This window comes from Hymenobacter lutimineralis (assembly GCF_008271285.1).
GTDB classification, from domain to species: Bacteria; Bacteroidota; Bacteroidia; order Cytophagales; family Hymenobacteraceae; genus Hymenobacter; species Hymenobacter lutimineralis.
This window is the reverse complement of the sequence record NZ_VTHL01000019.1, coordinates 87,107-106,023: the sequence shown is the minus strand read 5'-3', so window position 1 is coordinate 106,023 and position 18,917 is coordinate 87,107. Positions and strand designations below refer to the sequence as shown.

General features: G+C 57.9%; 18 protein-coding genes, 1 tRNA gene and 1 rRNA gene. 3 read left to right on the top strand and 17 right to left on the bottom strand.

The genetic code is table 11. The annotated features are described in order from the left end of the window. The 11 genes from FY528_RS16440 to rpmH all read right to left on the bottom strand — a co-directional run. Positions 1-116: ribosomal RNA gene (locus FY528_RS16440) — 16S ribosomal RNA — on the bottom strand; the annotation flags it as partial. Positions 117-859: 743 nt separating this feature from the next. Beyond that, on the bottom strand, positions 860-2,185 hold the full coding sequence (locus FY528_RS16435) for a serine hydrolase (protein WP_149072112.1): 1,326 nt from the start codon (positions 2,183-2,185) through the stop codon (positions 860-862). 130 nt (positions 2,186-2,315) lie between these two features. Next, positions 2,316-3,536 carry a hypothetical protein gene (locus FY528_RS16430; RefSeq protein WP_149072111.1) on the bottom strand — a complete coding sequence of 407 codons (1,221 nt, stop codon included), beginning with the start codon at positions 3,534-3,536 and terminating at the stop codon, positions 2,316-2,318. Positions 3,537-3,583: 47 nt separating this feature from the next. Continuing rightward, on the bottom strand, positions 3,584-4,420 hold the full coding sequence (locus FY528_RS16425) for an ion transporter (RefSeq protein WP_149072110.1): 837 nt from the start codon (positions 4,418-4,420) through the stop codon (positions 3,584-3,586). 18 nt (positions 4,421-4,438) lie between these two features. Beyond that, entirely contained in the window at positions 4,439-5,752 is a 1,314-nt protein-coding gene (locus tag FY528_RS16420; RefSeq protein WP_149072109.1) for an APC family permease, read from the bottom strand. A 329-nt stretch (positions 5,753-6,081) separates the two neighbouring features. Continuing rightward, positions 6,082-6,594 (bottom strand): DUF2480 family protein, encoded by a 513-nt coding sequence (locus FY528_RS16415; RefSeq protein ID WP_149072108.1) that lies wholly within the window; start codon positions 6,592-6,594, stop codon positions 6,082-6,084. 86 nt (positions 6,595-6,680) lie between these two features. Beyond that, a complete protein-coding gene (gene tsaB, locus FY528_RS16410) occupies positions 6,681-7,382 on the bottom strand; it encodes a tRNA (adenosine(37)-N6)-threonylcarbamoyltransferase complex dimerization subunit type 1 TsaB (RefSeq protein WP_149072107.1) in 702 nt (233 codons plus the stop codon). Positions 7,383-7,392: 10 nt separating this feature from the next. Beyond that, positions 7,393-7,986, bottom strand: a complete 594-nt coding sequence (locus FY528_RS16405) for a hypothetical protein (RefSeq protein ID WP_149072106.1) — start codon at positions 7,984-7,986, stop codon at positions 7,393-7,395. 70 nt (positions 7,987-8,056) lie between these two features. Next, complete coding sequence (locus tag FY528_RS16400; RefSeq protein WP_149072105.1) at positions 8,057-9,751, bottom strand: S41 family peptidase; 1,695 nt, start codon at positions 9,749-9,751, stop codon at positions 8,057-8,059. Between the two features lie 82 nt (positions 9,752-9,833). Beyond that, positions 9,834-10,271, bottom strand: coding sequence for a ribonuclease P protein component (locus FY528_RS16395; RefSeq protein WP_149072104.1), 438 nt, complete (start codon positions 10,269-10,271; stop codon positions 9,834-9,836). 34 nt (positions 10,272-10,305) lie between these two features. Beyond that, complete coding sequence (gene rpmH / locus FY528_RS16390; protein ID WP_084444044.1) at positions 10,306-10,464, bottom strand: 50S ribosomal protein L34; 159 nt, start codon at positions 10,462-10,464, stop codon at positions 10,306-10,308. 239 nt (positions 10,465-10,703) lie between these two features. Here rpmH and FY528_RS16385 point away from each other — a divergent pair, with 239 nt between their 5' ends. Further along, a complete protein-coding gene (locus tag FY528_RS16385) occupies positions 10,704-12,440 on the top strand; it encodes a M61 family metallopeptidase (protein ID WP_149072103.1) in 1,737 nt (578 codons plus the stop codon). A gap of 25 nt (positions 12,441-12,465) precedes the next feature. Beyond that, on the top strand, positions 12,466-13,275 hold the full coding sequence (locus FY528_RS16380) for a hypothetical protein (protein WP_149072102.1): 810 nt from the start codon (positions 12,466-12,468) through the stop codon (positions 13,273-13,275). 52 nt (positions 13,276-13,327) lie between these two features. Here the strand turns inward: FY528_RS16380 and FY528_RS16375 are convergent, their stop codons facing one another. The 3 genes from FY528_RS16375 to FY528_RS16365 form a co-directional block, all read right to left on the bottom strand. Next, positions 13,328-13,627: a hypothetical protein gene (locus FY528_RS16375; RefSeq protein WP_149072101.1), complete on the bottom strand. Its 300-nt coding sequence runs from the start codon at positions 13,625-13,627 to the stop codon at positions 13,328-13,330. A 63-nt stretch (positions 13,628-13,690) separates the two neighbouring features. After that, positions 13,691-14,614: a PfkB family carbohydrate kinase gene (locus tag FY528_RS16370; RefSeq protein ID WP_149072100.1), complete on the bottom strand. Its 924-nt coding sequence runs from the start codon at positions 14,612-14,614 to the stop codon at positions 13,691-13,693. Between the two features lie 155 nt (positions 14,615-14,769). Continuing rightward, positions 14,770-14,845 (bottom strand) — tRNA-His (locus FY528_RS16365). Positions 14,846-15,024: 179 nt separating this feature from the next. On the opposite strand from FY528_RS16365, the gene FY528_RS16360 reads away from it, so the two are divergent. Further along, positions 15,025-16,455: a DEAD/DEAH box helicase gene (locus tag FY528_RS16360; protein WP_149072099.1), complete on the top strand. Its 1,431-nt coding sequence runs from the start codon at positions 15,025-15,027 to the stop codon at positions 16,453-16,455. Positions 16,456-16,715: 260 nt separating this feature from the next. On the opposite strand, the gene FY528_RS16355 is transcribed toward FY528_RS16360, so the two are convergent. The 3 genes from FY528_RS16355 to FY528_RS16345 all read right to left on the bottom strand — a co-directional run bounded on the left by FY528_RS16355 (position 16,716) and on the right by FY528_RS16345 (position 18,911). Continuing rightward, a complete protein-coding gene (locus tag FY528_RS16355) occupies positions 16,716-17,168 on the bottom strand; it encodes a hypothetical protein (protein ID WP_232066254.1) in 453 nt (150 codons plus the stop codon). A gap of 109 nt (positions 17,169-17,277) precedes the next feature. Beyond that, the gene (upp, locus tag FY528_RS16350) at positions 17,278-17,952 is read right to left on the bottom strand and encodes a uracil phosphoribosyltransferase (RefSeq protein WP_149072098.1); all 675 of its coding nucleotides are present in this window, start codon (positions 17,950-17,952) and stop codon (positions 17,278-17,280) included. After that, positions 17,940-18,911: a GNAT family N-acetyltransferase gene (locus FY528_RS16345; RefSeq protein ID WP_149072097.1), complete on the bottom strand. Its 972-nt coding sequence runs from the start codon at positions 18,909-18,911 to the stop codon at positions 17,940-17,942. Before FY528_RS16345 ends, upp begins: the two co-directional genes overlap by 13 nt. Positions 18,912-18,917 lie beyond the last annotated feature (6 nt).

Genomic DNA, 18,917 nt, shown 5'->3' with positions numbered 1-18,917 from the left:
TGGTTACGCGTTACGCACCCGTGCGCCACTAACGGTATTGCTACCGTCCGTTCGACTTGCATGTATTAGGCCTGCCGCTAGCGTTCATCCTGAGCCAGGATCAAACTCTCCATTGTATAAATTTCTACACCCTAGCGAACTAGGGCTGATGTCAAGTGCTGATCCGACTCGTTAGTTTGACGTGTCTGTTCGTTATGTTACGCTTGGTCTTGCTGCTGCTGTAGTCGCCTACAACAGCCTCACCCAAATTTGTCAATTCCAGTCATTCAAAGAACGTCCGTTCTTCCCTGTTGGAAGAACCTGGTAGGCTAGTTAGCCCGGGTACTGTGCCCCTTCCGGTCGAAGCGGGCTGCAAAGGTAAGAACCTTTTTGCTTTCTGCAAGACTCCCGAAGAAAAAAAGTTTTTCGTCCGACTACTACTCGCTCGAAGCGTGCCCCTTCCGGTTGAAGCGGGCTGCAAAGGTAACAACACCTCAGCGCCTTTTGCAAGTTTCCACAAAAATAAATTTTTGTGTTATTCTCACTTCGTACCGCCGCGCGTTTCGCGTTGGGAGGACAAAGGTACGAAACCCGCAACCGCTTTTGCAACCCCGTTGGCAAACTTTTTTTTCAGCGGCTGGCTAAACCCAGTGCCTGAAAGCAGTAGCTCCTATATAGGACTATTTCTGCGTTTGCCGGAAGATCCTCCCTACCGCGTTCCGGTTTGGGAGTGCAAAAGTGGGGCTTCCTTTTTGCTTTTCCAAACCTATACAACAAGTTTTTCGTTTACCGTTCCCTTGTGCGAGCTCCTTAGCGCACTTACCTTTTCGCTTTCAGGTACTTACTCCGTATAGACAAGGAAAAAGACTGCACAACTTTCTTACCGTTGAGTTTCTTCCTGGAGATAGACGGCAGGAATTGCGTAGTATGGCCTTAGGCGCTTTACCTCATAGCGGTGAATCGTTTGACCCAATGCTGCCAGAAAGGGCAGGCCAATGTTGGTATACTCGTAGGTACCATCGTTGAGAATACCGTCTTTGTTTACATAAAGCACGGCGCTGAGCATGAACTCTACTTTCTGTTCGGTATCGACGAAGTAGGCGACATCGGCGAGGTATCCGTGTGACATCCCTACTATATTATAGCTGTGCAGATTTTTAATGGCCTGGCGGCTTGGGTTACGGCCATAGTATAGGTACTTCTTATAAGCATCGAAATACTTCGGGCTTTTATAGGAACTGTAGCTCGCTGCATGGGGTGTGCTGCGCAGATAGAAACGTAGGAACTGGTAGTCCTGGGGGGTGAGGTCCGGTTGCGCAGCTTGGGGCACACTCTGGGGAAACAGCACGGTTTTTAATAGGTCGTGGATATACTGCAGGGGTAAGTAGTTGGCGGTGGTAAAGTCGTAGGGACGCTGCAAAAGCCGCCCACCGGCATAATAGCCACTGCCCTTCCGCACCGGCCCCAAGGGGAATGAGAACGGCTGCGTATTGACCGCGGCCGACTGATGATATATTACCTCCTTATTAGATGCCCTTAAAAAGGTGACAGGATTCGTATGGCGGTTGGCCGCAGTATCGCAGGGGGCAAACCGCCGCACAATTCGGGCATCAGGGTAGCCTAATTTGGCTAGCCGCTCGTTGAGCGGGCGCTGGCCTAAAAACTCATACAACCGGTTATAAGCCGAATTATCACTAACCAGCAACATGCGCTTAATATAATTCCCTACGGTGTTTACCTGATCGGAATCGGGAGAGGGCACGTAGGGAGCGGGCGTCTGGCAACGGAAAGCAGCACCAGTGGCCATGGGCGTGCGGCGGGAAAGCCCAGGCCTATTGAGTTGATTCAGCTTTTCCAGAGCCAACATGGCTACGGGCAGCTTCACCATACTAGCCGGGTTGAAATATTGCCGGGCGTTCAGGTGGTAAGAGTGCTGCGTGAAATGGGGCTGTTGCTGCGCATCGCGGTTTATCTGGGTATAAATGATCTGCAACTCATACTGCTCGGCCTGACTGACTACGGGCAGGAGGCCAGGGTGGCTATGCAGCAGGCTGTCCAGCAGCGGGCTGTCGGCCGGGACGATAGGGAGAGTCGTAGCTGCCTGCCGTTTTTTTTCGCTACCCATTGGCAGCACCAGCCAACTCAGCAACAGCCAGCCCAAGAGCGGCAACGTCCCAAGACTTCCTCTCAACCCGCGCAACATCATGAGCAATATCCGTCAGTTAAATCAACCCTGGTAAAAGATACGCATCCCAGCGCGAGCCAGCCGCAAAAAAACGCGCCACTCCCGAGCAGGCAGTGGCGCGATAGGCAAACCAGTCTAAGCTTAGCAAACGTTACTGCACTGGCTTGGTTCGGTGAGCCAGCAGCAGGTTGGAATCGTTTTGCCGCCAGTTGTAGCCAGTGCCAAAAGGTAGGGGGCGCACTCGTTGCAGGGTATCGGTGTAGGCGCGGGTGAGCTGGGGCTGGTAGTGTTTGGCGAACAGGTTGATGGGCCGCTTATACGTGCCATAGTATGTGAGCTGCCAGTTGGCGACCGGCTGGAAGTACTTCATGGCAATGCCCGAATCGTCCTGCAAAATGTAGCGACTACGCTCCAAGGCCAAGTTGCGCACCTTGCTGAAATACGATTTGTGCATGAGATATGAGGCCGACTTTACGTACGTTGTCAGGGGGCCAAGACTGCGCACAAACTTGAGGGCCCCTTCTTTTGTCTGGCCCAGCTTCCAGTCGCTAAGGTCGGCGGAGAAATAGTAGGCTTTCTTTTCCCGGCCGGCTTTATCCCGCATAGCCAGCTCTACGCCGGGAATGACCTTCAGGCCGGGCCGGCTGATCGTGGCCGAATCGGCATCGGTAAGCTGGCCTTCGGCATCGAGCTGCACGTAGCGCACGGCGGTAACCTGGTGATTGGTGCGGGCAGCGAAGAGCATCATCAGCGGCAAAGACCCGTCCAGCTCCACTGATTTTAAATCCACCGCCATATCGTTGGTGCGGAAAAAGCTGAATTCCAATACCGACCACAAGGACTTTTTCAGCATGGTAAACAGCTTGGGGTTTTCGAGGGTGCGCTGATGCGGCACGGTCCCCACCGGCTCCAGGCCGACCAGCACATAGGTTTGGCTGGTTGGGAACATGGTTACCACATTCAGTAGATCTGGGCCACTGAAGGGGTAGAAGATAACGGGGCTTTGGCGACGCACGGAATCCAGCTCGGTAGCCGCCCACTGCTCGATCTTAGCGGTGCGGGCGGCGTGGTATTTCTCCCAGCTTTTGTCGGCATTGGCCGCGTAGGTTTGCCAGGCGGCTTGCCGGGCCAGCGGCTGCAGGGCACTGCCGTGGCTGAGGCGCTGCCCCGCCAGGTAGGCGGCCACGTTCTGCACGGCGCTGGTATCGGGGGCAGGAGGCGTAGCCGGGGCGGTGGCTACGGTATCGGAAGCGGCAGGCGCAGGCGCGGGCGCGGCGGGCTGCTGCTGAGGAGTAGAGGTTTTGGGGTCGGAGCAGGCCGCCAGTGTCAGGAAGAAAGCCGGCCATAGCAACCGGGCAATAGAGAAGCGCATAGAGTGGAAGAGAAATGGGAGAAAAACTCGCTGGCCAAAGGTACGCGTCAGAGCTTCTCGCCACAGCGCCAGCAATATTGCGCTTCCGACTTGTGCTCCGTAGCCTGGCACACATGACAGATAACCTGTTTGAAAGCTGGGGTAGCTGGTGAAGCCGGCGTGGCCATCTGGGCCGATACAATGCCCGTGGGTACGGCAATGATGGCGTAGCCCAGAATCATGAGCACGGAAGCCAGCGTCTGGCCCAGCACCGTTACCGGGGAAATGTCGCCGTAGCCCACCGTGGTAAGCGTCACAATGGCCCAGTAAATACTCTTGGGAATGCTGGTGAAGCCATTCTGACCGCCTTCCACCACGTACATCAATGTGCCGATGACTACGACGAGCGTGAGTACCGCCGTGAGAAACACCAGAATTTTGAAGCGGCTGGCTTTAAGCGCGGTCAGAATAAACTCGCCTTCGCCCACAAACTTCCCAAGCTTGAAAATGCGGAATACGCGCAGCAGCCGCAGCGTACGAATAACAATCAGGTTGCGGCTGCCAACGGACAGCAGGCTGGCCAGCGTGGGCACAATAGCTAAAAAATCAATGATGCCCAGCCAGCTCAGCGCGTAGGCCAGGGGGCGGCGTACAACCAGCAGCCGCATGAGGTATTCGATGATGAACAGCCCCGTCATAAACCACTCCACGGCCCGCAGTAGGGGGCCATAGCGGGCATCGATAGGCCGCACGCTTTCCAGCATCACGGCCAGCACACTCACCATAATGGCGCCCAGCAACAGCACATCGAAGGCGCGGCCGGCGCGGGTATCCGATTCAAAGATGATGCGGTAGGCCTTCTGTTTCCAGGAGGCACTGCCAGGGTCGGGCGGCGTAATGTTCATAATTCCGGAAAACGAAACTTAGCGCCGACGGGATAGGCCCCGCCCCACAAAATACACCAGTAGCCCCACAAACAGGGTGAGCACCCCATAGGTGGTTTCACGGGGCTTGTCCTGAACGATAAACCAAAGCGTCCAGCCATTAAGGGCCAGAAAGATGAGCGGCGTAAGCGGGTAGCCCCAGGCCCGGTAGGGGCGCGGCAGTTCGGGCCGGCGCCAGCGCAGCACAAACAGGCCCAGCACCGTGAGAAAGGTGAACAGGCTGAGCACGAACCCCGCGTAGAGGAGAACCTGCTCGAAGGTGGCCGTGAGCAGGAACACCAGCGTGAGGGCGGTTTGCAGCAGCGTGGCCCGCACTGGTATACCAGCCGCACTTATTTTGCCCAAGCCGCTGAGCGGGGGCAGATCCTCCCCCATCACCTGCACAATGCGTGGCCCGGCAAAAATCATGGAGCTAACCGTAGATACCAATAGCACTGCAATGACGCCGCCCATCAGCCGCCCCGCTGCCGTCCCAAATATTTCGGTGGCGGCCACAAAGCCCACTTCCACTTGTCCCGCCAGCTTGGGAATGGGCGTCGAGTACAGAAACACGAAGTTCAGCCCTACATAAAGCAGCAGCACCAGCGCCGTGCCCAGCAGCAGAATGCGGGGCAGGTTGCGCTGGGGGTTGGCCATTTCGCCCGTGAGGTAGGCCGCGGCGTTCCAGCCCGAGTAAGCGTAGGATACATACACCAACGACACAGCAAAAGCCGGACTCAGCAATTCCCGCCAATCGGCGGCCTGGGGCGCAAAGGCCAGGCTAGTGGGGGTAGCCGCTGCCAGCCCTACTCCGATAAACAGCACCAGCACCAGCACTTTCACCGTGGTGATGATGACCTGCAGGCGGCTGCCGGCCCGCTTGTTGGTAGCATGCACCACGGTGAGGGCCAGCACCACCCCCACCGACAGCCACTGCGCCGAAACTGCCGGCCACACGCTCTGGGCATAGCGCCCCAGGGCCATGGCGGCCAGCGCCGTGGGGGCCGCAAAGCCCACCGTGGCCGACACCCACCCCGATAGAAAGCCCAGCGCCGGGTGGTAAATCTGCGACAGGTAATGATACTCGCCGCCCGAGCGGGGCATGGCCGCCGCCAGCTCGCCGTAGCTCAGGGCCCCGCACAGGGCAATCAGACCACCCACGGCCCACAGCATCAGCAAGGCAAACCCGCTCTGGATACCCAGCACCTGAAACCCCAGGCTGGTAAATACGCCCGTGCCTACCATGCTGGCCACCACAATGGCCACGCCCGTGAGCAAACTAAGTTGATAAGGAGTAGCAGCAGATTCAGGCATAAGGAGGTCGATGTGCGCCCCAAAGATGCAACCGTACCCGGCATTTGGCGCGGCGAGCCGGCTCCACGCCGTTGCTACGAGCGTCTACGCCACTTCGACACGCCTTTACACCGCTTCCAGGGAGGCTTACGCCGTTTCGAAGGGTCTTTACGCCACCTCTACGGGTCTTTACGCCCTTTCGAAGCCTGCTTACGCCGTTTCTACGGAGGCTTACGCCACTTCGACGAGGGTTTACGCCGCTTCTACGGGCATTTAAGCCTCCGCAGCAGCCCAAAAAAGCCCTTCCGATGCATCAGAAGGGCTTTTTCAGTGCGCAAGAGCTGGGCTGCTCAGGCTTTGGGGCGCTTGTAGAGCGGCACGGTGCTGCATGGCTCCCCGTACATAATACTGGCCGCCACGGGCAGCAGCTTCTGCATGATGGCCACGTAGGCGTACGTGGGCACGGGCTTCTCGCCACAGCCCTTGATGACCATTTTGGCGTCGCGATATTGCTCGGCATCGAGGCCAGCAATGGCCTCGTGAAAGAGCTCCTGCTCCAGGGCCTCTAGGTTGCCAAATACGTAGCGGTGGGCGTGCGGCTGCAGCTTAGAGGCCAGTAGCATGTAGGCCCAGGTAGGCACAATGGCGTCGGCCGAGCAGATGATGGCCACGTTCTGGCCCGCGTACTGGGTCCAGTCGTGGGTTTTGATGAACTCGCGGAAGTCTTTCTCGCGCAGCATCAGCCCATGAAACAGGTTGTCCTTGATGTCATACACCACCCGCTCGCCCGGATGAATAAACTCTTCGAGGTTGAGCGTGGTGAGGGCGCTTTGCGCTACCCGGTTGATGAGAATGTCTTCCATGATATGATCATTGAGAGCTTGATACGCAAAGTCAAAAACCTAGCAGACAGCTTATGGAGCGGCTTCTAGGCTCTTAATTCTGGCTTCTAAGTTCTGTTCTTCGGCGTGGTAGTGTACACTTCTTTTAAGTAAAACGGCTCGTAGTAAGCCACGCTGCGAAACTCCTGCCGCTGGTAGGCGCCAAGGGCCAGCTCGCCTACGGCTATGGCAGATGGTTCGATACCCGCTAAGAACGCTACGTGCGGATGCCCGGCCACGAGCGGCCGGAACTTGGCCGCGCCGTTACCAAAGCATAACAACGAATGGTGGGCTAGTTGTTCGCCCAGGGTATCGGCATCGAGGACCAAGGGTGTGGGCGCCAGTTCTTCGGTGCCATCGTGCCGGTAGAGGGCCGCATACACTTCCATGCGCCGGGCATCGAGCATGGGGCAATAAAGGTAGTTTTCGGGGTGGGCGGTGCGCTGAGCTACCTGGTGGGCCAGGCTTTGCAGCGTCCCGACGGCCAGCAGAGGTACATCCAAGGCGTAGCAGAAGCCTTTGGCAGCAGCGGCCCCAATGCGCAGCCCAGTGTAGGAGCCTGGTCCGTCGCTCAAGGCTACAGCCGCTAGGTCTTGCAGGGTGTGTCCCGTGTTTTCCAGCAGCTGGCTCACCAGCACGCTCAGGTGCGAGGAGTGCGACTTCTCCAACCGCAGCTCCGTCTGGCCCACCAGCGAGCCATCGGCCACGCGGTGCAGGGCCACGGAACAGACGGGCGAGGAGGTTTCGAGCGACAGGATAAGGGAGGGCATAGTGGGTGTATTATGTCACAAAGTTCGGATTCTGGCTGATATAGTCTTCTATTACTTCCTCTATTGAAAAGTCTTGTTCGTCCTCATCATATTGCTCGATATAATCTTTTAACTCTTCATCGGTGAAGACAGGGCTGATTAGCACCTCATATACTCCTTCTGCTAACAACTTCTCCAATATCTGCTTGTAAGTGCCGGTCACTTTATCAATGCATTCTTCCGGGCCATTATCACAGCTCCAGAATTCATATTGGGTTATTGTCTGGGCTTCCAATGAAGTCAGAAACCACTCTTGCGCTACCTGATTATCACTCCAAGAAGTAGTATGGTCACGAAAGCGCCACATGAAGCCATTTTCGAAATCTGAAATACTTACTAAGTTCTCCCGGAAAACAGGAATGCCCCATTGCTCACGCCATTGCTGGAATAAATCTTCTGCTGCATCTCCGTGTAATTGACGTCTGATAAAGGCAACACGACTTTTCGCTGCTTCAGAAACCAATGCATCTAGCCGTGCGGCTATCAGCTCTTTGTCTTCGATTGTTGCGCTGATTTCACTTAGGTTCTCTGCTTCATGGATTACACAAGCAAGAACAGATTCCATCCTTTTCATTCTGTAATAATGAAAAAAGCAGGCTTCATAAGCCTGCTTCTCCAGAGAATAGTGAACGTTTCTACTTCGTGCCGGCGCTTTTACTGGCGCTGGCGGCGCGGCCGTTGGGGCGCAGCAGGGCAGCGTAGCGGTTGGGGTCGTTGAGGACCTGCACGGCGGCCAGCACATTGGGGTCATCGTCGAAGGAGGCTTCGATCTGGCCTTTCTGGAAGTAGTAGCGCGACACGATTTCCTGCTCCAGCAACTCCTTGATTTCGGGCTTGAAGCGCGTCAGGTCGTTGCTCTTGTTGGTGGAAACCTTGCGGCGAATAGCTTCCAGCTCGGTTTTCACGTCCTCGTAGTGCTTCTCGTCCTTGGACTTTTTAATTAAGTCGGAAAGGCTTTTCTCCACCTCAGTGGAATAGCTCACGTCCTTGTTCTGCAGAAACTGCACAAACTTCTGGTACTCCACATCGGAGAGCTTGAAGTCGCGGGCCGGCGGAATGGTGGCGTGCTCGGCCCGGTAGCGCGTGGCGTAGTCGAATAAGTAGTTTTTCTGGAGCAGCAGGCGGGTAATTTCGGCTACTTCTCGCTCCTGCACTTCCACATCGGGAGCCACGCCGCCGCCGTCGAACACGGTACGGCCAGCCTGCGTTTTGAAGGCCGTGCGCAGGGAGTCGGGTACTTTGCCCAGGGTGCCATCGTCGGCGCGGTGTGAGTAGTCGATTTCCTGAATGCAGCGCCCGCTCGGGATGTAGTATTTGGCGGTGGTTACCTTCAGCTGGGAGTTATAGCTCAGCGGCCGGGTGGCCTGTACAAGGCCCTTCCCAAACGTCCGCTCCCCTACCAGCACGGCGCGGTCGTAGTCCTGCAACACCCCCGACACAATTTCAGCTGCCGAAGCCGAACGGCCGCTGGTAATAATGGCCATGGGCATCTGGGTATCCAAGGGCGTGTCCAGGGCTTTGTAGGTTTTGTTCCACTCCGTCACCTTGCCCTTGGTGCTCACAATGTCGAGGCCCTTTTCCACGAACAGGTTGGAAATGTTTACCGCCTCGTTGAGCAAGCCGCCGGGGTTATCCCGAATGTCGAACACAATCTTCTTGGCGCCCATTTCCTTGAGCTTGGCCACGGCCAGGCGCACTTCCTTGCCGGCATCGACTGTGAAGCCGCCCAGCTGGAAGTAGCCAATATCGTTGGTGAGCATGCCGTAGTACGGCACGTTGTCTACCTGAATCTTGTCACGGGTGATGTTGATTTCCACCGGCGCATCCTGGCCGTAGCGCGTCACCATCAGCTTTACAAGGGAGTTGGCCTGCCCCTTCAGCAGCTTGCTAATGTCGGAGTTGGTTTTCTTCTCCAGCGCAATGCCGTTGATGTTCAGGATTTCGTCGCCAGGCAGCAAACCCGCTTTCTGGGCGGGGTAGCCCTCATACGCCGCCTGCACAATGGTTTTGCCGCTGCGCTTTACTACTACGGCCCCAATGCCGCCGTACTGCCCGGTGGTGAGGGTGCGGAAATCCTCGATATCGTCCTCGGGGATGTAGTTGGTGTAAGGGTCGAGGCTCTTGAGCATGGCGTCGATGCCGGTTTTCACCAGCTTGGCGGGCGTCACCTCATCCACGTAATAGGTGTTCACCTCCTTAAACAAGGTGGCGAAGATGTCCAGGTTCTTAGCAATTTCGAAGTACCGCTCATTGTCGGAAACCGACTTGAATGAGACAAGCAGCGTGGCTCCTCCCAGGAGCAGGCCGGCGGCAATAGATTTTTTACGCATACACGGGCGGGAAGCAGATAAGAACCCTTCACTCAAACGCAGGCCGGACACAGCCGCAACGCTCTTCGGATTCTGCAGCCAGTTAAGGACGCGGCGAAGAAAGGGGTGTTGCAGGCGCAGGTACGGCTTCCTGCAGCAAACGCTCTAGCCCTGAAATTAATTTTTTTTCGACCAGCGCGAAAGGCTTTTTTTCCTTGCCGCTGTAAATAAGTGCCAATACGCCCACAGAATGGCCATTGGGGGCTTCTACAAGCCGATATTTATTCAGGCGGTATGCTTCGCGCAGTAGCCTTTTTAGATAATTCCGGTCTACAGCCCGCTTAAACGTGCGCTTGGAGACACTAACTAGGACTTGCGGGGGAGCTTGCGTAGGGGCCAGCGCCGGCAGCCAGACCAGCCGCAAGGGGTATAAACCAAAAGAAGAACCCCGGCCGAAAAGCTCTTCAATGAGCTTCTTACGACACAAGTGTTCTTCCTTCGGAAACGAATAGGAGCGCGCGCCCGGCGCAGGAGTGCTCATGAGCGGGGGCGAACCGGCCGCAGCCGGTAGAAGCTTAGCGCTTATGACGACCTTCGTCGGATACGGTCAGGCGCTTGCGGCCTTTGGCACGACGGGAGGCCAGCACGCGGCGGCCGTTGGCGGTTTCCATGCGCGAGCGGAAACCGTGCTTATTGCGGCGCTTGCGCTGCGAAGGCTGAAAAGTACGTTTCATGGTATATGTAGTGACTCAATGGCAGGTAAGGCCGGCAAAGGTAACAGGTTGGTTTGGAAAAGACAATGCCTAGTTCACCTTTTTCCCAGCACTACCGTTTCTACCAGGAAATACCCGGGCTATAAGCGCTGCCTTTTTGAGGGAAACATTCCCGCGGAAACCGCCCATTAGGCCCCGCTTTTCGACCGGATAGCTGTACCTTTACTCAGGACTTTCTGCCCCCGCCCCACGGCGCTGCCATGATTCATTACCACGTCTCATTTGAGAACCCGCTGACCTTCTACGTGCAGGTTCAGATGACCTTTGAAGTGCCTGCTACGACTGCTGAGGCCGTAGAGCTACAATTGCCCGCCTGGCGCCCCGGGCGCTACGAGCTGCAGAACTTCGCCCAGAAAATTCAGCGGGTAGAGGTACTCGACGCCAACACGAAGTCGCTCCTCCCCTACCGCAAGCGCACGAAAGACCGGTGGGAAGTGCCGAACGCGGCGGGCCGCACCCTGCAGGTGCGCTACAACTTCTATGCCCACCAAATGGACGCCGGCGGCTCCTGGCTGGATGAAACGCAGCTGTACCTGAACGGGGTGCAGTGCTTTATGTATATCGAGGGCCGCCAGAACGAAGCTTGTCAGCTGCGGCTGGACTTGCCCGAAGGCTGGCAGATAGCCTGCGGCCTGCCCCAAAGTGGCCCCAACACGCTGCAGGCCGCCTCTTTTGACCAGCTAGCTGACTCTCCGCTGATTGCCAGCCCCACGCTACAGCAGCGCACCTACCAGGTACAGGGCCTGCCCTTCACGGTATGGATACAGGGGGAGTGCACGCCCGACTGGGAAACAATCCTGCGCGACTTCACGGCCTTCACCGAAGAGCAGATGGCGCTGTTTGGGGGCTTTCCGGTTTCCGACTACCACTACCTGAACCAGATTCTGCCTTACAAGCACTACCACGGCGTAGAGCACGGCAACTCCACCGTAATTACCCTGGGCCCAGCCGAACTGCTCATGACGGAAGGCCTGTACAAGGAATTTCTGGGCGTGAGCTGCCACGAGCTGTTTCATACCTGGAACATCAAGAGCATTCGGCCCGCCGAAATGCAGCCCTACGACTACGCCCGCGAAAACTACTTCCGCACCTGCTACATAGCCGAGGGCGTTACGACTTACTACGGGGAGTATCTGCTGGCCCGTAGCGGGGTGCGGACCGTGGAGCAATATTTTCAGGAGCTGAACACGGTGCTACGCAGGCACTACGACGACTACGGCCGCTTCAACCTTTCCTTAGCCGATGCCAGCGTGGATTTGTGGCTGGATGGCTACAAGCCCGGAGTACCCGACCGTAAGGTGTCCGTTTACCATAAAGGAGCGTTGGTAGCCCTGCTGCTCGACTTAACGTTGCGCCACCTTACCGGCCACCAGCGCAGCCTCGACGACGTGATGCGCCGCCTCTGGGAAGAGTTCGGGCAGAAAGGCGTAGGCTACACCGAAGAAGACTACATGCGTCTGGTGACGGAAACTGCCGGCCGCGACATGCGCGCTTACTTCGACAAGTTTGTGTACGGCACCGCGCCGCTGGAAGAACCCCTCGATAAAGCCTTGAGCTGGGTGGGCTGCACCCTGCGCATCGAAGAAACCACTTCCACCTCCGAAAGCTACTTTGGCTTCCGCACGGTGGTAAAGAACGAGCGGACGGAGGTAACGGATATTCTGCCCGACTCCCCGGCCACTACCACCCTGACGGTAGATGACGAAATAGTGGCCGTGAACGGGCGCCGCGTGGATATGAACCTACAGTCCTTGTTGTCGGCTAACGGCGACCTGCGCTACGAAGTGAGCGTGTTCCGCCAGAACCGGCTGCTGACGGTGGTGCTGGAAGGTCAGCCCAATCAGCGGTACTGGCAAAAGCTCACCGTTGCCAAGCTGCCCACGGCCACCGCGGCGCAGCAGGAGAGTTTTCGGCTGTGGCTTAAGCAGGAGTTCTAAGCCCGTGGCGAAAACCAGTACTCCCATGCTTACCGGGCGCTCTTTCTCTTTTCCCTGGCAGTTGGCGCTGGTTCCGCTGGCGGCCTGCTCCTTGCGCATGCAGCCCAAGGAGGTGCCCAAACCCGACCCTACCCAGCCACCCCTCAAAAAGGCCGCCCCCCGCCCCGTGTACCGCTGGGCCCACCTCGACACGCTGGTGCTGGAAGGTGGCCGGGTTCTTCAGCTTTACCCCGCTCCGCCCTCGGTGTATGAGCGGCTGCCAGCCCCGGAATGGCTGCCCACGGCCGCCACCGCCGAGGCGGAGGAGGCGGACCTGGATGTGGTGGCGGAGGAACGGCGCCGCCTGCAGGGTGCAGGCCCCCGGGTACGCCGCTCGGGCCGGACGCTGCTGCTGCAGCCCGCTAAAGGCGTACCTCTGCGCTTGGTGGATAATCCTGCGGAAGACTACGAAGTCAACATAGCTTACGAGTACGTCGCAGCATTGCCCAACATCAAGCAGTGGCTGGTGTCGGTGCACTTGTACGAGGGCGGCTATTATATGCTCGTCAACCAGCAAACGGGGCGACGCACGCGGGTGTGGAGCCCGCCAGCCGTAGCCCCCGATGGGCGGCATTTCGTGTGCGGCAACTCCGATGTGCTGGCCCGCTACGAGCCCAGCGGCCTGCAGGTGTGGGAAGTGGAAGGCACTTCCCTGCGCCTGCTCTGGCAGCGGCAAACGGAATGGGGCCTCAGCCAGCCCCGCTGGCTCGACAACCGCACTATCCTGTTCAACCAAGACTACTTTGACAAGGGCGACGTAGATACTCGCGTGATGCGCCTGGCCGTGGTTCCATAAAAAAAGCCCGCTGGTCTCGACCAACGGGCTTTTTTTATGGAAATCAATAGCGTTAATCAGCTTTACGGCCGGGGCCTTTCTGGCTTTTATCAACCGACATTGGCCAGTTGCCCTGCGGATTGTTGCGGGGCTTGTTGGTTGGCGAATGACGCTGCTCGTAGGCGTTGCCCCCGGGTGTATTATTCTTGACTTGATTACCAGCCTGGGTAATAAAGTTCTGATTGAGGTTCTGGGTTTGGTTGCCGCCGCTACCCGAATGGTTGCGGGTTTCGGGGTCTACCGCGTTGCTTTCCGGACGGATAGCATCGGGGCCCAGAGCGGAATCCTGCTTATCTTCTTTATGCTTAGACATGGCGAAGGCGTTTAGGGTGTAAACGAATACGTTCTTTTACCCCAACCGCCCGCCGAAGGTTGTCTAGGCCGGGGTTTCTTCCACGCGCACCAGCTCCCCAAACTGCTTTTCGCGGGCCGCAATTTCTTCTTTGGTGAGGTTGAGCAGGCGCTCCGTCCCGAACTTCTCCACGCAGAACGAGGCCATAGCCGAGCCATGAATAACGGCCCGCTTCATGTTCTCGAAGCTGATGTCGTCGGTGGCGGCGAGGTGGCCAATAAAGCCGCCCGCGAAGGTGTCGCCGGCGCCGGTGGGGTCGAAGACTTCTTCCAGGGGCAGGGCCGGGGCGAAGAAGATCTGGTTTTTGTGAAACAGCAAGGCGCCGTGTTCCCCTTTCTTGATGATGAGAAACTTGGGACCCATGCCCAGGATTTTCTTGGCGGCCTTCACCAGCGAGTACTCGCCCGACAGCTGCCGTGCTTCTTCGTCGTTGATGCTGAGCACATCCACCATTTCGATGGTGGTGAGCAGTTCATCCAGGGCAATGTCCATCCAGAAGTTCATCGTGTCCATCACGATGAGCTTGGGGCGGTTGACGAGGCGCTGAATCACGAGGCGCTGAATCTGCGGGGTGAGGTTGCCCAGCATCAGGTACTTGCAGTCCTGGTACGAGTCGGGCAGCACTGGGTCGAAATCGGCCAGCACGTTGAGCTCCGTAACCAGGGTTTCGCGCGAGTTCAAGTCGTTGGCATACTTGCCCGACCAGAAGAACGACTTCTCCCCTTCCTTGATCTGAAGTCCTTCGGTATCGACGCCGTGCTCCTGAAGCAGCAGAATATCTGACTGCGGAAAATCGTCGCCCACTACCGCCACCAGCTTCACTGGCTTAAGGGAGTACGAGGCCGACAGCCCAATGTAGGTAGCGGCGCCACCAATGATTTTGTCGGTTTTGCCGAAAGGCGTTTCCAGGGCGTCGAAGGCGACGGTGCCGATAACAACCAGACTCATAGAGAAAAGAAAAAAGGTGAGGCGTGCAAAAGTACTACTGTCGCGCTAACATGGCCCAGGCGCAAATCCTTCCTTCCGGCCGGATAAAAGCCCTGCGCGCTAGCCCGGAACGCAATAAAAAAAGCCTCTACCGGAGTGGCGAGGCCTTTTTTGGTGGGTAAATAATGGGGCTCGAACCCACGACCTTCGGAATCACAATCCGACGCTCTAACCAGCTGAGCTATATCTACCGTGTTGGGTATTGGAGTCACAAAAGTAGCGCCCCTGCATCGATATGCAAAAAAACGCGCCATTTTTTTTCAGACTTAGCAGCAAGTCGCTGACCACCTGAGTGCCGCCACGAAGCCCGAAATGCGCGGTACCGCCCGTATTCCCCGTACCTTTGTCCTTTCATCAAGCTGCCGAGTACCATGTCTGAGCCCACGCCCACCGCCACCTTTGCCGATTTCAAGCTGAACAAACAGCTGCTGACGGCCGTGGCCGAAGCCGGTTTTACCGAGCCCACCCCCGTGCAGGCGCAAACTATTCCGCTGCTGCTGGCGGGCCACGACGTGCTGGGCATTGCCCAAACCGGCACGGGCAAAACGGCAGCTTTTGGCCTGCCCCTGCTGATGAAGGTGAAGTATGCTCAGGGCACGCACCCCCGCGCCCTCATTCTGGCCCCCACCCGGGAGCTGGCTATGCAGCTGGAAAACCACCTGCAGCGCCTGGCTACCTACACCGACCTGCGCATTTTTGCTATCTACGGCGGTCTGGGGCCCAAGACGCAGATTGAAACCATTGCCAAGGGCGTAGATATTCTCATTGCCACGCCCGGCCGCCTCATGGAGCTGTACCTCAAAGGCGACTTGGTGCTGAAAGAGCTGAAAACCCTCGTGCTGGATGAGGCCGATAAGATGATGGACATGGGCTTTATGCCCCAGATCCGGCGCATTCTGGAAGTTATTCCGCGTAAGCGCCAGAACGTGCTGTTTTCAGCCACCATGCCGGATAAGGTCACGGAGCTGAGCGGGGAGTTCCTGGAATTCCCGATTCGGGTGGAGGTGACGCCCGCCGCTACCTCGGCCCAGAACGTGAGCCAGGAGCTATATGAGGTGCCTAACCTCGTCACCAAGATTAATCTGCTGGAATACTTGTTCCTGGACTGGGACACCTTTCACCGCGTCATGATTTTTACGCGCACCAAGGAAAACGCCGAAAATGTGGCCAGCTTCCTCAAGCGCAAAGCCCACGGCGAGGTGCGGGCTATTCACGGCAACAAAGGCCAGAACGTGCGCATCAACGCCATGGAGGCCTTTAAGGAAGGGGAAGTACGCTTTTTGGTAGCTACCGACGTAGCCGCCCGAGGCATCGATGTGCCCCAGGTAAGTCACGTCATCAACTTCGATGTACCCTTGGTGTACGACGACTACGTGCACCGCATTGGGCGCACGGGCCGGGCTCAGCACACGGGCGCGGCCATCACCTTTGCCAACGAGGCCGAGATGCACCACATCAAGCGCATCGAGGAATTGATCCGGCAGCCCATTCCGCTGCTGCCGCTGCCGCCGGAGGTGCAGGTAGTGGAAACCCCCTTCGAGGAGCAGCAAACAATGAACCGCGAAATGGACGAGCGGCGCAAGCGCGAGGACCCCAATTACCAGGGCGCTTTCCACGACCGTAAAGAGTGGGTGAAGCCCGGCGAAACCATTGATAAGCGAACCGGACGCACCTACGAAGCCCGACCCAATCGGAGCCAGAAAGGCAGCAAGGTGAATCCATCCAAAGGCAAGTCCTCTTCTCCAGCCGCCAAAGCTGCCCGCGCAGCTCATGGCCGCGCCGAGCACCGGCGCAAAAAGTAAACCACGGATTCGCGCGGATTTTTCGGATTGCACGGATTTCGTAGACAATTCGCTTATCAGCAAAAACGCCTCGCATGCAGCGGGGCGTTTTTGTTTTCGGAGCTGTCATCCTGAACGGAGTTATTCCAACGTAATAAGGTCCTTCGCTGTGCTCAAGATGACATAGAACATGGAAGACGCACATGGTAAGCGGCTTCCTTGCTGAACGACACCCATCCACGAAATCCGTGCAATCCAAAAAATCCGCTTGAGTCTGTCGGTTAGTGCTGAAAGATGGGCAGATGGCTGAAGCGTACGGCTAGCAGCGTGATGGCACCTCCCCAGAGAGCGGCGCTCCACAGCATGTGCACCAGGATGCGCCAACGGGGCACGTGCAACTGCGTGGCAATAACAGTTCCACCGATGGGACTAAACAGGATGGGGGTGAGAAAGGCAATGCCCACCATCCCGAAACGGCGGTAAATGCCCACGATGCGGCGGCTGCGGCGGCTAAACAACGGCTTGCCTTTCTCCTCCCGCTTGCGCCGCAGGTGCAGCGCCCAGGCCTTTCCCACGCCCGAAATCAGCAGGACCGTCGTCATCATGCCGGCCACCGTGAGGCCCCACGTAAGCCCCGCCGGCACGCCCGCCGCTACGCCCGCCACTGGCCCAGCCACGAACTTGAACATGCTGATAACGAAAACAGAAATGTATTTAAGCAGCTCGGGCAGCACAGCGTAGGCAGCGAATAGAAATGAAGCAGGAGGTGTTAGCAGGCAAGCAGATTCGGCAACGGGGTCGGCTAGCGTAGGGCAAAGTATCAGGCGTGGCTGGCAGGCGCGCCTACAGCTTGCTGCCGTAGGATAAGTCGCCGGCATCACCCAGGCCGGGCACAATGTATGCCTGGGCATTCAGGCCTTCATCGATGGCGGCTACCCAAAGCGTGGCTTCCGGAATTTCGCGGGTGATGTAGGCCACCCCTTCCGGGCTGGCAATGACGGCGGCTATGTGCACCTGCCGGGGCGTACCAAAGCGCAGCATGGCCCGGTACGTTTGCACCAGGGACTTGCCCGAGGCCAGCATGGGGTCGGCCAGAATTAGTACCCGCTCATCCAGGCTCGGGGCCGACAGGTAATCGACTTGGACCTGCACCTGGGCCGTGCCCTCAATGCGGTAGGCAGCGGCAAAGGCTGAGGGCGACTGGTCGAAATAATTCAGGAAGCCCTGATGAAACGGCAGGCCAGCCCGCAGAATGGTAGCCAGCACCGGAAAATCCTGCAGCAGCATGCCCGTAGACTGCCCCAGCGGGGTAGCCACCGTCTGGTGCGTATAGCTCAGCTGGGAGCTGATGCGGTAGGCAATGATTTCGCCCAGACGCTGCAGGTTGCGCCGGAACCGCAGGGAGTCGCGCTGCTTTTCTACGTCGCGCAGCTCCGCCAGAAAGTGATTCGCCACGGAGGGCTCGGCGCATACCACGTGTACACGTTCGGAAATAGCGGGGGGCGTTAGCGCATCCATTGCAGATACCAGGGACGTTGAGTGAAAGAAAGGGCCGCGTAGCATACGGGCGTGGCCCCGAAATTGGCGAAAAAACGAGCAATTGACGGTATCATACTGCCCTCAAAATCGAGGATGAGCCCGGGCGTACCCGCGTGCCGCCGAATGGCAGCGTCCAGCAATACTAACGGAGCCGCAGCCTTTTTACCTTCCGCAGAAGCGGCTGCAAATAAATAAATCAGCCGCTGACGGTAGCGCACAAACAACGCCCCGGCCAGCAACGCGCCCGTGCCTGGCTGGCGCGCCTCGTACACTTCCAGCAGGTTGCGCTGCCGTAGGGCAATGATAAGCCGCCGCAACGTCCGGTAGTGGCGGGGCTTCAGGCCGGCTTCCGGCCCTTTGGTTTGCTGAAAAAGCTGCAGCAGCGCCTCCGCGTCGGCCGTGTCGGCTATTGCTAATGGCGCACTGGCATTTTCGTGCTGGCGCAGGCGGCGGCGGTAGTCGGCGGCATAGGTGGCGCGCAGCACGTCGTAGGGCGCTTCCAGCGGCAGATGGTACGTCTGGCGGTGCTCGACCAGCACAGAAGGCTTTCCCACGTGGCCTAGCAGCAGCTGCGTCGGGTATTTGTTGGCGTCGTTGAGTTGGGCGTAGAACCGGGTATACCGAGGCGTCAACCTATCCATAGCTAACATCGATAGGCTAGACAACTGTCCGGCTTCTTCCGCGAGGCTATAAGCGCCCAACTGTTGGGTAAACAACGGCTGATATACTTCCTGCCCCCAGGGACGCCATTTCACGGGCAGGGGCCACACAGCTAAGTAGCGGCCGGTGTGGGCCTCTATTTCCACTAGCGCATCCCAGCGGCCGGCCGTGGCGTGCAACCACCAGGAGCAGGCATAGGGCAGCCCTTCCCGGGCCGAGGCCACGCAGGCATCCCAGGCGGTTAAATCCAGTTCTCGGTAGCGAAGCAGGCGCGGCACCCGGCA